At 50.9% G+C, this 13,428-nt stretch carries 12 protein-coding genes; 5 read left to right on the top strand and 7 right to left on the bottom strand.

Annotated features, from left to right (window positions below):
• Window positions 1–84 precede the first annotated feature (84 nt).
• Window positions 85–390: a DUF3213 domain-containing protein gene (locus MVG27_RS00635; protein ID WP_297555857.1), complete on the top strand. Its 306-nt coding sequence runs from the start codon at window positions 85–87 to the stop codon at window positions 388–390.
• On the opposite strand, the gene MVG27_RS00630 is transcribed toward MVG27_RS00635, so the two are convergent.
• From MVG27_RS00630 to MVG27_RS00605, 6 genes are read right to left on the bottom strand one after another with little or no spacing between them, the layout of a single operon-like run.
• Window positions 387–1,823 (bottom strand): DUF2139 domain-containing protein, encoded by a 1,437-nt coding sequence (locus MVG27_RS00630; protein WP_297555855.1) that lies wholly within the window; start codon window positions 1,821–1,823, stop codon window positions 387–389. The two genes, MVG27_RS00635 and MVG27_RS00630, sit on opposite strands and share 4 nt — an antisense overlap.
• A gap of 1 nt (window position 1,824) precedes the next feature.
• Entirely contained in the window at window positions 1,825–2,739 is a 915-nt protein-coding gene (locus tag MVG27_RS00625) for a carbohydrate kinase (RefSeq protein ID WP_366078637.1), read from the bottom strand.
• 29 nt (window positions 2,740–2,768) lie between these two features.
• Window positions 2,769–3,977, bottom strand: a complete 1,209-nt coding sequence (locus MVG27_RS00620) for a beta-galactosidase (protein WP_297555851.1) — start codon at window positions 3,975–3,977, stop codon at window positions 2,769–2,771.
• A gap of 15 nt (window positions 3,978–3,992) precedes the next feature.
• Window positions 3,993–4,817, bottom strand: a complete 825-nt coding sequence (locus MVG27_RS00615) for a carbohydrate ABC transporter permease (RefSeq protein ID WP_297555849.1) — start codon at window positions 4,815–4,817, stop codon at window positions 3,993–3,995.
• Entirely contained in the window at window positions 4,810–5,697 is an 888-nt protein-coding gene (locus tag MVG27_RS00610) for a sugar ABC transporter permease (RefSeq protein WP_297555848.1), read from the bottom strand. Before MVG27_RS00610 ends, MVG27_RS00615 begins: the two co-directional genes overlap by 8 nt.
• Window positions 5,698–5,708: 11 nt before the next feature.
• Window positions 5,709–7,046: an extracellular solute-binding protein gene (locus MVG27_RS00605; RefSeq protein WP_297555844.1), complete on the bottom strand. Its 1,338-nt coding sequence runs from the start codon at window positions 7,044–7,046 to the stop codon at window positions 5,709–5,711.
• A gap of 243 nt (window positions 7,047–7,289) precedes the next feature.
• Here MVG27_RS00605 and MVG27_RS00600 point away from each other — a divergent pair, with 243 nt between their 5' ends.
• The 3 genes from MVG27_RS00600 to MVG27_RS00590 are packed head-to-tail and all read left to right on the top strand — an operon-like array spanning window position 7,290 to window position 10,896.
• The gene (locus tag MVG27_RS00600) at window positions 7,290–8,309 is read left to right on the top strand and encodes a TrmB family transcriptional regulator sugar-binding domain-containing protein (RefSeq protein ID WP_297555842.1); all 1,020 of its coding nucleotides are present in this window, start codon (window positions 7,290–7,292) and stop codon (window positions 8,307–8,309) included.
• Between the two features lie 10 nt (window positions 8,310–8,319).
• Window positions 8,320–9,426 (top strand): ABC transporter ATP-binding protein, encoded by a 1,107-nt coding sequence (locus tag MVG27_RS00595; RefSeq protein ID WP_297555840.1) that lies wholly within the window; start codon window positions 8,320–8,322, stop codon window positions 9,424–9,426.
• 9 nt (window positions 9,427–9,435) lie between these two features.
• Entirely contained in the window at window positions 9,436–10,896 is a 1,461-nt protein-coding gene (locus MVG27_RS00590; protein WP_297555836.1) for an L-fucose/L-arabinose isomerase family protein, read from the top strand.
• 18 nt (window positions 10,897–10,914) lie between these two features.
• Here MVG27_RS00590 and MVG27_RS00585 read toward each other — a convergent pair whose 3' ends face one another.
• Complete coding sequence (locus MVG27_RS00585; protein ID WP_297555834.1) at window positions 10,915–12,366, bottom strand: DUF2139 domain-containing protein; 1,452 nt, start codon at window positions 12,364–12,366, stop codon at window positions 10,915–10,917.
• 70 nt (window positions 12,367–12,436) lie between these two features.
• Here MVG27_RS00585 and MVG27_RS00580 point away from each other — a divergent pair, with 70 nt between their 5' ends.
• On the top strand, window positions 12,437–13,342 hold the full coding sequence (locus tag MVG27_RS00580) for a hypothetical protein (protein ID WP_297555832.1): 906 nt from the start codon (window positions 12,437–12,439) through the stop codon (window positions 13,340–13,342).
• Window positions 13,343–13,428 lie beyond the last annotated feature (86 nt).

Below are 13,428 nucleotides of genomic sequence, written 5' to 3'. Positions count from 1 at the left end.
AGAACAGCGAGCTTTACAGGAAGACCTACATCGACATCGAGGACTACTTCGGAACGATAAAGACGAAGGCATGAGGTGGTGGGAATGAGCGTCAAGCCAGATAAGGAACTCGTGAGGCTCGACCTGAAGTTCGGGAACATCAACTGGGAGAAGGCCACTATAAAGCAGTACGAGCTTGAGAAGGAGCTTGGAGTATGGAGGATATTCCTCAACGGCTATGCCAAGAACGGCTTTGTGATCTTCGATGAGGACGTTCTCTCGAGGGAGGAACTACTGAAGGCCCTTGGGGAGTTAGAGCCGGAGATAAAAGGGGAGAAGAAACTCACGGTGGCAGAGCTCATAGAGTCAAGCTACTCCTGGAACAACGTCCTTGGTCAGGGCGGCTCTTAACGGAGTTCTATCCTAACTTTTCCTCCGACCACCTTTTCAAGCTCAAAACTAACTATTCCCGAGAAAGATGACAGGTCCACCATGTTCTTCCCACGCTTCAGAGTGAAAACTTCTTTCTCTGCAGGAAGGCTGGGTAGGGAGATGTCGTATTCGTAAACCGTCAGTTTTGTGTCCCGGTTTACATAGAAAACTGCCCTTGGATCCTTGTACCCATCGAGGGGAAATCCGCCGAAGAGACCATCTCCCTTAAGCTTTATGGAGTCCAGGGGCAGTGAGAAGGCCACGGATGGCGGTGGGCCCCATATGGTCTTTTCATCTATCAGCATGATGTCCCTTACTCCCGTATCAAAGGGGGTGGCGGAGGTCTCTCCAGTGTTAGGAGAGTTGTTGGCACCGAGCAGCAAATTACCCCCGATCTTTTCAATGCTAGTTACCCTCGCACCAAGTGCGCCCACGATCCTGACTACGGAGGGAGCTATATAAACCAGTACTGTGGGACCGGCGACGAGATGGGTGAACTCCCCCCACCTTCTCCCCCCGAAGGAGACATCATGATAGGAGTTGTAGGCGGTGAGAATCCCGCCCCCAACGTTCAGAGAGTTAACCCTGAAGGGCGCATAGAACGTTGGGAAATCAAAGAGACGGTAAAAAACGGGCTCTTCCCGGAGGAAAGGGCTTCCCACAAAGACCCCGCCCCTCACGAAAGCAAAAAACCTGTTGTGGGAGGTGGCCATTGAACCGAGCTCCGGCCTAACCACGTTGCCCCCATCCACGCTCGGGCCGGGTTTTATAAACTCCCATTCTCCACTCTCGAGGGATAGAACCCCGAACTTCTTCACACCCCACGAAAAGTTGCTTCCAATGCCGAAAAGGGCCATGTCGTGTAGTATTGTGCCTTTGGGAGAAGGTTCATCCAGAAGCTCCGTAGTCTCCCCCTTTCTCCTGTCAAGGGAATAAACGCCCAAGTGCTCGTGCCCGTCCTCTCGGGCCAGTAGAAGTCTGTCGTTTAGAGGGTCGTAGAGTATATCCCCTATTTCGCCCGCCCAGCGCGTCTCAGAATGAATCGAATCCTTCCAGAGAAGTTTCATAGTGTCTTCCTTAACGTCATAAACGTGAACGTGAGAGTACTTATCCACAAAACTCACACGGCCCCGGTTATATCTTGCAGGCGCATGAACCCATCCACCGAAGTACAGGAATTCATCCACGGTCTCAACTGCGTTGTAAGTGTCACCACCACTCCTTGGAGGGGGGCCCAGCATGCCAAAATTGTACATTCTCTCCTCTCCCCCTTTAATATCGAGGAAATGGGCCTCTGCCTCAAAAGCGAGGGTGTAGTACAGGACTCCTTCATGATATTTAAGCCCAAAGACTCCACCGCTACCCCATTCGGGAGAATACCTGCCGGGAAAGCTCCAGTTACGGAGGAACATCTCAATGGCCTCCTTTAAGTTCTTTAAACTCAGTTGATTCCATCAACTCTCTGAGGAAGGGAACGCTCCATGCACCTCTCCTAGTTACTGAGATTGCGGCTACTGTGTTTGCAAACTTCCCGATTCTCCTCAGCAGTTCGCCATCCAATTCCTCAAGTCGTTCCATGGCTCCGGAATGATGAAGACCGGCCAAAAAAGCCGCCATGAAAGCATCTCCCGCCCCGGTAGTGTCAACCGCATTAACCTTGGGGGCGGGAACTTCGACTCGAGTCCTCCCGGAGATTATAACAGCTCCCCTTGAACCGAGTGTGACCGCAAGAACCGAAGGTTCAAAGGTTTCCACCTCAACACCTTTTTTGCGGAGGTAGGTGTACTCCTCCCATCCCATTTTGACTATTGTGGCCAGCTTCAGGCCCCCTTCTATGTCCTCAAGCATTTCCTCCTCCCTTCCCCTCCAGAGATCGAGTCTTATATTAACGTCGTAACTAAGAGGGACCTTCCCCCGCAGGGTCTTTAGGGTTTTGAAAACCGTGCTTCTTGAGGGTTCGCGTGCGAACATGACCGTTCCGAAGTGAACCAGTTCGGAGTCCAAAAGAATGTTTAAGGGTATATCCTCCTCCCGCAGGTTAAAATATGCAACTCCGTCATACAGAATAAACTCAGGCTTTGTGCCTATGAGCTGTACAAACACTACACCCGTGTGAAATTTCCCATCCCTTTCAATCATCGGCTTAACGCCTTCTCTTTCAAGGGAACTTATTAAAAAATCCCCGAAGGGGTCATCTCCAACCTTGCTCACGAGCCCGCTCTCAACGCCCAACCTGGAGAGGCCCACTGCAACGTTTGCGGGGGCTCCTCCAGGATGTCTCTCAAACTTCCGCACCATGGCCAGCGGTTTGTCCTCAAGCGCTATCATGTCGATTAAAACCTCTCCAAGACACACCATCATTTTACATCACCCACCATCTCCCGGAACTGGAAGTACAGCATCTTCAAGTTTTCTTTGGGATTACGGTAGTATTGCCCTGGAATTTCAAGTCTCACATCGATTTTATCAACAGACTCCAGTTCCTCTTTAATCTTTTTCATTAATTCGGCTGCCGGTTTGGGGCTCCCATCCCCCCTGAAAAGACCAAAGAATCTCTCGTGGATGGCTCTGTCAAAGGGGGGTCTCCCCCAGAGGCTTTTGTGATAATCGGAGAAGTTCCAGTATACTGCTCCCAGGCTACCCACAGCGGCTGTGAGCCTTAGAGTTTTCTCCAGCCAGGAGGCCGCCTCTTCTTCGTTTATTAAATAATGGAGCATGATCTTCTTTCCCGTCGCAGAGGGCATTCTCCTAGTCTTCCCTGGAGTGGTCGGCATTCCGAACTCCTCCATGAGAACGTCCTTCCCACCCATCTCTCGCGTTAGCAGAGATGTGAAGGGGATAAAATATGGGTCCAGAGGATCGGTGAAGTCCGTGTAAACCGAATAGGCGTGCATGCACAGGTAGTCATTCCACCTTGCAACGTCCGGCACGTGAAAGTTTTTGTCCCCCTCTATGTCCTCTTGGTGTATCCCGAAAGTAACCGGTTTCTTTGAAACGGATTTCAGGGTTTTGTAAACAAATGCAAGCCATTCAGATGCAACGGCTGGACTTCGGGGGATAAAGACGTTGTCAAGTTCATTTGAGATGTCCCAGCTGTGAATTGCAGGATGTGAAGAGAATTCCCTTCCAACGGTCTGTAAGAGCAACTCCTCGGCTTCGAGTGCCTTGGGATCCTCATATATGTTTACGGCTCCCACATCCACAATCCTACCATCCGAAAATGTCAGGAACCTCTCATGAGGCCTTTTTGAAAGGAGCCATTTTGGAAGCCAGTTTAATCCGCTCATGTGCCCGATAAAGAACGTTGGAATGACCAGAAGGTCCAGCTCACGGGCTAAGTCCAGTACCGTACCCAGGTTAGAGAGGACTGCATCGTTTATGACATCCGGGTGGGGCTGAAAGTCCTCCCAGAGGAGGAAAATCCTGATGAGTTTAAGTCCAAGATCTCGTATTTGTGTGAACTCCTCCAGAACTTCTTCCTCGCTGAAGTCCCTCCACCAGAACATGGCCTTCCTTCTCGGCCAGTAGTTGACACCCAAGGTGAATTCCAACTTCCATCCCTCCAAAAATATTTGAAGGGCTCAGCCCTTGATTCCTCCCGCGACACCCCTCATGTAATACTTCTGGAGCAGCACGTAGACGAGTATCGGGACTACTATCGAGAGGGTTCCTGCGGCTGTTAGCTGTCCCCAGTTGGGGTTGTAGCGACTTATGAAGGTTGTAACCCCCGCTGAGACCGGCCATTTATCGGGGCGGAGCAGTGTTAGTGCAAAGAACAGGTCCTGCCAGACGAAGATGAACTGGACGACGGCCACGCTTATAACCGCGGGGAGGGCTATGGGGAGTATTATCCTGAAGTATATCCCCACGTCGCTCAGACCGTCTATCTTTGCAGCTTCCTCGTAATCCTTTGGAATAGCCTTAAAGAAGTTCCGCAGGAAGAAGATTGTCCAAGGAAGTGCAAACGTTGAGTGGACAAGGATTATACCGTAGTACTGGTTGTACATGTGCAGGTCCCTGAAGAGCTTGAGGAGGGGGACTATAACCGCCTGCTGTGGCACAACCTGAATTGCAACGAGCGTCAGGAAGAGGAGCGTCTTTATGGGAAAGCTGAAAGAAGTGAATCCGTAGGCAGCCATGCCCGCTATGAGAATTGGCAGGATAGTTGCGAAGGTCGCTATGAGGAGAGAGTTGAGGATATACCTCCAGAAACCCGCATCCCAGACCTGCCTGTAATTTATGAGCGTGAAGTGGGCGTTGTGAAGGTTCCACCACCCGTTGACTATCTCAGCAAAGGGTCTTACTGAGGTCATGACAAGGGCCAGGAGTGGAATGAAGAGTACCACTCCTATTATCCACGCCACCAAGTTTATCGAAATCTTGTACTTGGTGCTAACTTTAACCACTCTCAACACCCCTTTCGCCTATCATCTTTTTCAGCATTCCTAGGGAGAACACGAACACCGAAACGGTTAGCAGGGTTGCTATGGCCGCTGCATATCCCCACCGGAAGTTGTAGAATATCTCGTAGTAGACCATGTACGCAAGCACGAACAGGTACATTGGAACTGACTCTCCGCCGGAGAGGACGTAGATTAGATCGAAGACCTTGAGGATGTAGATGGCGCTCATGGTAACAACAACTATCAGGGCAGGCTTTAGGAGGGGCAGGAGGATGTATCTGAACCTCTGCCAGGCATTCGCACCGTCAATCCATGCTGCCTCGAGCACTTCAGTATCAAGCCCCTCCAGCCCTGCTAGAAAAACCGTAGTTGCAAACCCCTGCCACGCCCACAGGGAGCCTATTATTACGAAGTATATTGCCGTGGAGGGGTCCTGTATCCAAGCCCTCGGGGGAACGCCGAATATTTCAAGGATTCTGTTCACGATTCCCGCGTGCGGGTCCAGGAGAAGCATCCAGACTATACCGACCACCGTCATGGGCATTACCATACCGAGCATTACAAGACCGCGGAGAACGTTCCTTCCGAACACCTCCTTGTTGTGGAGCAGGACTGCGAAACCAAGGCCGATGAGAGTAACCAAGGGTAGGAATACCACGAATATGAACAGGTTGTTCTTAATCGATGTCCAGAAGAGAGGGTCGTGAATCATTTCCTTGTAGTTTGCAATCCCCGCGAACTTGGGGGCGGTCATTCCATCCCAGTGGGTGAAGCCGAGATAGAACGTGTTGAACAGGGGATAGATTATGAAAATTAAAAGAAGAATGAAGGCGGGCATCATTAGAATAAAGAAATCCTTCGTCAGCCATCTTCTTCCGCCCATCCTCAAACACCTCATGACTTGTAGTACTGCTCCGCGTATTGTTCGAGCTGTTCAGCTATCTGCTTGTAGTTGTCCGGGTTGGCCCAGAACTCGAAGAGCTTGTTCCAGATTATGGGCTGGAATCCTGGCGGTGCATTGTCGTCAAGGTCCGGCACAATGCCGTACTCCTTCATCCACTCAACGACCTTGGCGTCCGTTGGGTCATAAGCACTAAGGGGAACCTTAAGGTTCGGGGCGAGGTAGCCCTTCTTCTTCACCATGATCCCCTGGTACTGAGGTCCGGCTAGCCACTTTGCCAGCTCCATAGCCGCCTCTTTGTGGGGAGCGTTCTTCGGAATGACGACCCAGTCTCCACCGGCGACAATGGCGAACTTGGCGCTCTGGTTTATGACCGGGAACGGTATTAGTCCAAAGTCAGTTCCGGGTTTGGCTCCTTCCTTCTCAAGCATGAGGACAATCCAGTTCCCCATGAAGTACATGGCTACCTGGCCGTTGGCGAGCCTCGGGACCTGCGCCTCCCACTTCTCACCTATAGCAGTCTGGGGATTGCCGTAGCAGCCCTCCTTTATGAGGTCGCGGAGTATCTTGAAAGCCTCAAGAACGCGCGGGTCTGTCCACTTGACCTTGTGAAGCATGAGGTCGTTGTGGAGCTGGGGTCCACCAACCCTAATAAGAACCGCTTCAAAGATGTCGGAAAGTGGCCACTTGTCGGCGGCACCACTGGCCATGGGCTGTATCCCGTTTTCCTTGAAAATTTTACAATCCTGTTTGAGCTGGTCTAGGGTCTTGGGTGGCTCCAAGTTGTACTTCTCAAAGTCGTGGACGTTGTACCATATCCCTGGCTTGGCCCAGGCTTTAATTGGAACTGCATAGTATGTGTTTCCAACGGTGACCATGTTGAGGAGGTCCTTTTGAATCTCTCCGTTGTAAGCGTTAACAACGTTATTCATGGGTTCAAGCTGTCCTTTCTGGCCAAGTTCCTTTATAAGGGCCGGCCACGGCAGAATTGCGATATCAAAGGATGGCGAGCCTGTTGCGAGTTCTGTGAGAACGGAATCTCTAAGTTTTGACTGCACAACATACTTTATCTTGACGTTTGGGTGCTCCTGCTCGTACACCTTGAGAGCGCTCTCAAAGTTCTGGCCCTCCACCCCACCCCACTGTCCGTAAATAACTACTTCAACAGGCTTCTGGGATGTGGTGGTTGTCTGACTGGTCGTGGTTGCCTGTCCGGAGCTGGATGTGCTTGTTTGGGTTGTGGAGGTTCCTCCTCCCGAAATGCACCCCGCCGCAACAACGGCGAGTACAAGAACAAAAACCATGGCAATGCTCAGGGGTTTCTTTCCCATACGCACACACCTCAAGTTGTATTCACAGTTGATTTACTTTAAGTATATATATAGTTTTTGGATTCAGTCAAAAGTCGAGGATTAATAGCCATGAAAAAACTTCAATATCCAATTATGGGCCTGGAAAAAAGGAAATTTTTATATATACTGTGGTCATATTATTTACTAAAAGTAAACACATAGCGAAGGAGTGTGGGCAATGTATTTAGGAAGGAGAACTAACCAATTAGAGGGTGTGTGTCAATGGAGCCAAGTGATAAAATTATGAACGCCATGATGGGACTCGGGTTCACGAAGTACGAGGTTCTCACATACTGGACTCTCCTCGTAAACGGTCCAAGCACTGCCAGGAAAATATCTGAGGAAAGTGGAATACCCTACAACAGGGTTTACGATACCGTGACCTCCCTCAAGGCACGTGGTTTCGTTACCGAGGTGGAAGGAAGCCCACGTGTTTACGCAGCGTTCTCGCCATCGATAGCATTTATGAGGTTGAAGAGCGACATAGACGACCTCAGAAAGTTGTTTGAAGAGGAACTCTCAAAATCCAAGCGCAAAGGGCAGGAAAAACCAGCTATCTGGAGAACGACAGATATAAACGAGGCCATCGAGATGGTACGTGAGTCCATAGAGAGCAGCGAATACGAGATAATACTAGTGGCACCCGAGAAATTTCTAGAAGAAATTAAGGAGGACCTAGAAAACGCCCTTAAGAGGGGTGTTACGCTGTCAATATACACCGGTGGAGAAGCCCCGTTAAATGGGATTAGGGGAAAGGGAAACCTGTTCATAAGGAGGTTTCACAGGCTGAACCATTTCATAGGGATGTTCGATGGAAAGGAGGTTATTGACATACAGAACATAGGGCTGAGGCCGAGGAATCCTCCGAGCTTTAAAGCAACGTATCCTGAGATTATTTTTGCTCAGTATGCATTTGTTCGAGAGGCTTTTCAGGAATCAGAGCTTCTCATTGAAGACGTCAACAAAAAGCACGACGTCAGGTTTTTCACGACCTTCCATGCCGTTGACTTGATACGGAGGTATCTGCCACGCCAAAAGATATACGCGGAAATAGTGGGACGGAACTTGTCAACTGGAGAGATTGAGACTCTGGCAGGTCAGGTGGTGGGTTATAGCGTCGTCCTGGAGGAGGGAATAGACAATTTTGATCTCAAAATCGATGGAAGTGTTGTGAAGGTTGGAGGAATGTTCGCCGTGTTGGAAGAGTATGAGAGCACGAAAATACGTCTCATACTTGAGTGAGGTGTTGAAGATGGCCGGTGTCCGTCTCGTTGGAGTTTGGAAGGAGTTTGAGGGAGTAGTTGCCGTAAGGGAGATGAACCTCGAAGTGAGAGATGGGGAGTTCATGATACTCCTCGGTCCGAGCGGGTGCGGAAAGACCACCACGCTCAGAATGATAGCGGGTCTTGAGGAACCCACGAGGGGAAGGGTCTACATAGGGGAAGATCTCGTCGCCGATTCTGAAAAAGGTGTCTTTGTTCCGCCAAAGGAGAGGGACATAGCAATGGTTTTCCAAAGTTATGCCCTTTATCCCCACATGACGGTCTACGATAACATGGCATTCCCTCTAAAGCTCAGGAAAGTCCCTAAAAAGGAGATAGATCAGCGTGTTAAGGAAGTGGCCGAACTACTCGGACTTATGGAACTCCTCAGGAGAAAGCCCCGGGAGCTGAGCGGGGGTCAGAGACAGCGAGTGGCACTTGGAAGGGCTATTATAAGAAAACCAAAGGTGTTCTTGATGGACGAGCCGCTCAGCAATCTCGATGCAAAACTCAGGGTAAAGATGAGGGCGGAGCTCAAAAAGCTCCAGAGGCATCTGGGGGTTACCACGATATACGTTACCCACGACCAGGTAGAGGCAATGACGATGGGGGACAGGATCGCGGTGATAAACAAAGGACAGCTCCAGCAGGTTGGTACGCCAGAAGAAGTTTACAACAGGCCATCAAACACCTTTGTTGCCGGATTCATTGGTACACCACCAATGAACTTCCTTGAGGGGACCCTTCTTGAAGACGGTAGAATGGACTTTGGAGACTTCCATCTGAGACTGACCGCAGGACAGCTGGAACTCGCCAGTGGCTACACGGGAAAAACATTAACCCTCGGAATAAGGCCGGAGGACATATACGATGCGGACATCTCCCCCGTACACGATGAGGAGAACACGATAAGGGGCCGTGTGGACATTTTGGAAAACCTCGGAAACGAGAAAATCGTCCACATGTCCCTGGGAGGATATTCCCTCACGGCCTCCCTTCCGCCGGAATCCCGGGTGGAAGAAGGTTCAGAGGTCGGGTTAGTGGTGAACATCAGGAGGGCCCACCTCTTCAATGAACACGGAGAAGCCCTGTTCTGAGGTGAAAACATGCTGGCCGTTGTAACTTTCACAGATCCCCGACCAACATCTCTTTCATCAGAAAGGGAGAGTGCAATGAAAGAAAAGCACGAGACTCTCGTGTCATTCCTGAGAAACCGTGGTTTTGGCGTGATCGATCTGAATTCGGAGCTCGGAAAATACTCTTCCCTCAAGGACGGCAGAAACTTTGGGATAGACTCAAAAGAGGAAAGCGTCAGGGCTGCAAGGATGGTTGCCTCGAAGGATGTTGCGGGAGCCATTATTGGACTCTGGCACTGGACCGAGAGCAATCTCGTAACGGCCTTTGCAAGGGAATCAAAGGTCCCGCTGCTCCTCTACGCAGATGACGACCCTGCATGGGCGGGTTCCACTTGCATAACATCCGTGGGGGCCTCTCTATGGGAGAGCTCCATACACGAGCACACTCTCCGGCACTTTAGGCTAAAAGGGGACACCTCTTCTCTTCTGAGTTGGGCTAGAGCCGCTGAAGCCGTTAGAGAGCTCTCAACCCACCCCCTCCTTATCTTCGGATCCCCCTACACGTTAGGAATGGAGCACCTTATGGACGATATCCCAGGGCTCAAACGTATGGTGGAAGATTTTCTGATGGTTGATCAGTACCTCATCGTGAAAAAGGCCGGAGAAATCGATGCGAAGAGGGTGGATGAATTCTACGAATGGTTGCTATCAAAAACGGAGGTTAAATTTGATGGAAGGATGCTGACACCCGAGAGTCTAAAGCGCCAAATACGGCTTTACTTGGCATCAAAGGAGTTAACCGACAAAAACGTTGCCGGGGTATCAATAAAGTGTCAGCCCGAGTTGAGTGAGGTCTATGGAACCACAGCCTGCTTAATCCCTGCGCTTTTCCCCTTCCCAGTTGATGCAGAGGGAGAAAAGGGGGTAATACCTGCAACCTGTGAGGGGGATATTAAGGGCACAATCAGCTCCTCAATCCTCTACTTCCTGAGTCACAAACCTCCTCTCTTTGGGGACATAAAGTACCTCGACGACGACGTGGTCATAATAGCAAACTGCGGGGCATCTTCTCTCTATTATGCTAGATTAAGCGAAGACCCCGAGGAGAACCTCGGGGGAACGACGCTCCAGGGGCAGTGCCAGGGAAAAAGCGGGGCCGCACTCACATACCGCACACCCTCAGCAACCTTCACATTCGTGAGATTAATACGGAGAGACGGGAGGTATTACCTCCTCTATTTCCTCGGAGAGGGAGTTGAAATCGACGAGAAAATAGAAGAAAAGCTACTATGGGGTAAGCAATGGCCCCACACGGCTATCAAGAATCCCCTAGACAAAGAAACCTTTCTGAACGTCATGGGTGCGAATCATCTTTCGGCTGTTCCGGGGGACTACATCCGGGAACTCTGGTTCATTGCAAGGATGTGGGGGATTAGGGGGATAAATCTAAACAATCCCTCCGATGCTAGGAGGTTCATCGAGGAGTTGTAATGCCTAAATGTCTGGGGGTTATCTCAGATCTATTTTCACCTTTCCTTTGAAGTCCTTCTTCAATAGTTCGAAGCTCACTATCCCACCGAAGGTACTCAGGTCAATCACATTCTTTCCCTTATCGAGTTCGAAGACTTCTGACTCCGCCCCGGTAGCTGGCAGTGAGAGGTCGTACTCGTAAACGGTCAGCCTGTTGTCCTCGGAGAGCTTCAGGATCAGCCTCGGCTCGCGGTAGCCGTCGAGAGGGATTCCCCCGAAGGTTCTCGTTCCCTGAAGGGCGAGGGGGATGGAGAAGCTCACCGAGGGAGGTCTCTCCTGGATTATCCTCTCGTCAAGAACCACCAAGTCCCTGTTGCCCGTGTCGAAGGGCGTCGCCTCGGTCGCGCCGGTGTTGGGTGCGCTGTTGGCGGCGATGAGAAGCTTTCCGTTCATCTTCTCGATGCTTGTAACCCTTGCGCCGAAGGTTCCAACAATCTTGACCATCGGGGGAGCGATGTAAACGAGAAGGCTCGGGCCAACGATGGTGTTGGTCGTGGCCCACTGCATCCCAAACTCATTGGAATCCGGCCTGTAAACCGCGTCGTGATGCGCGTTGAAGGCCGTTAGAATACCGCCTCCAACGTTGACCGCGTTCACCCGGAAGGGCGCGTAGAATGTGTTGAAGTCGAAGAGGCGGTAAAAGCTAAACTCCTCGCCCATGAATGGGTTTCCTGCGAAGATTCCGCCGCGGACGAAGGCGAACGCCCTATTGTAGGCCGAGGCCATCGCCCCCAGCTCTGGCCGGATGTAGGGCTTTCCATCGACGCTTTCCCCCGGTTTGAATGCCTCCCACCTTCCGCTTATGAAGTCCAAGGCCCTAAACTCCCTCAGCCCTTCCGTGAAGTTGTTCCCGATTCCGAAGAAGGCGGTGTCGTGCACGAGGGTTCCCTTTGGAGACGGCTCATGGATTAAGGTATCGGCCTTCCCGGTTCTCCTGTCGAGGGAATAAACGCCGAGGTTCGCGTGGCCGTCCTCCCTCGCGAGCAAAAGGCGGTCGCCGTAGGGGTCGTAGATTATCTCGCTCACCTCGCCGGCCCACTCCGTCGCGTGGTGGATGGAGTCCCTCCAGAGGAGCTTTACTGAGCCTTCTTCAGTGTCGTAGACGTGAACGTGGGAGTACTTGTTGGTGAAGAGTATCCTCCGGTCTTCTTCCCTGTAAACGGCTGGAGCGTGAACCCAGCCGCCGAAGTAGATAAACTCGTCGACGGTTTCAACGGCGTTGTATGTGTCGCCGCCGCTCGTAGGTGCCTCCCCAACGAGCGTGAAGTCATAGGTTTTCTCTTCATCCGATTTCACGTCGATGAAATAGGCCTGTGCCTCGAAGGCGAGGGTGAAGTAGAGCGTCCCGTTGTGGTATCTCAGCCCAAAGATTCCGCCGCTGCCCCATTCCGGCCCGTAACCCGGGGAAAAGCGGTAGTTCCTGAGGAACATTTTATCACCAAGAAAACGCAATGATAAACTTTTATAATAATGTTCTCACATAACTCTGAGAGGGGGTTAAATGATAGATTTGGTAATAGGCGCCCTCGTTGAAAGTGCTTTCGGAACCCTTGCAACTGCAGTGATTGAACAGAAGATAGAACATAAAACACCCTCCAACCATGTGCCCTCACAGGAAGTTATTGAAGTTCATAAGATAAAGGAGTTCTGGGGTACAAAAGTTAAGCCCGGAGAAAGGATACGGATAGCTGGAACCATATCCCCGTATGTCCCCATGATGCTCGGACCTCCCAAACTAAAGATGGATCTTCACAGGGAGTACCGCAGACACATCCCAAAAGAAGACTACGAGTCCCTAAAAACAGTAGTGGACGCATACCTGGCGTTTACAGCCGGTCAGATGGTATGGAGAATCCCCATGGACGAATCACCATGGATGGCGCTTGGACTCTATCAATGCATAGTTCGTAACTCAGCTCTTCTTCTGGTGGACAAGGAGTACTATGAGAAGACTGTAGAGAAGTACTTTATAAAAGCTGCAAACCCCCTTGCTATTGACGCCGAGGTGGTGGGCACAGTTTCCCATATACCCAACACTCTCGTCCATTCACTCCTTGAAAAATTCAAAATCCCTGCAAGAAAGATACGACCCGAACTACTTGATACAAAGATTCTCGTCGTAGATGGAAAGGACACCAAAATTAAATACACAGGGAAGCCTAGATACCTTGACGGGGACATATGGGTGGCTGTGGAGTATGAGGGCGAAGAGTTCTTTGTGACCAGGTTCCTAGATCTAACAGATATAGAAGATATGAGAGATGAGACAGAGGCCCTAAAGAGGGACGTAGAACGGTACATCCCCCGGGGCAACATAATATTCCAGTTTGACCAGGTCGATCCCATATTGCCCATGTATCAAAGGGTCTCCCTTGATGAGCTGAAGAGAAGGTTTATAGGAATCTGAGTGAAAGCCAATGGAGTTCTACCGCGGACTGGCGATAATCTTCGGCTTCTACGCGCTGGGCGAGCTGACCAGTTCAGCATTGGACC

It is taken from the genome of Thermococcus sp., assembly GCF_027011145.1.
Classification (GTDB): Archaea; Methanobacteriota_B; Thermococci; order Thermococcales; family Thermococcaceae; genus Thermococcus.
This window is presented reverse-complemented; position numbering and strand designations above follow the sequence as displayed.